Genomic DNA, 277 nt, shown 5'->3' on the forward strand with positions numbered 1-277 from the left:
GAGCGCATGGGTATGTGGCTGGCTCGCTTGGACCTTATGGCGCTTATCTGGCAAATGGGAGCGAATATCGTGGCGATTATGAATTAACGTCGGCTGAGTATCAAGAATTCTACCGTCCTCGTTTGGAAGCAATCGTCAATGCTGGCGTAGACTGTCTGGCATTGGAGACGCAACCGAAATTGAGTGAGGTTAAAGCGGTTTTGGATCTGTTAAAAAATGAGTATCCTGACCAAAAAGTATATGTTTCCTTTACTTTGCAAAATGCCGAGACCATCAG

Annotated in this window: 1 protein-coding gene; it reads left to right on the forward strand. The window is 45.8% G+C overall.

Annotated features, from left to right (window positions below; translation table 11 throughout):
* Positions 1 to 277: homocysteine S-methyltransferase family protein (locus LI126_RS14695; protein ID WP_227165669.1), on the forward strand; the 277-nt coding region annotated here is incomplete at both ends.

The sequence above is a fragment of the Mediterraneibacter sp. 210702-DFI.5.30 genome (genome assembly GCF_020560115.1).
GTDB lineage: Bacteria > Bacillota > Clostridia > Lachnospirales > Lachnospiraceae > Mediterraneibacter > Mediterraneibacter faecis.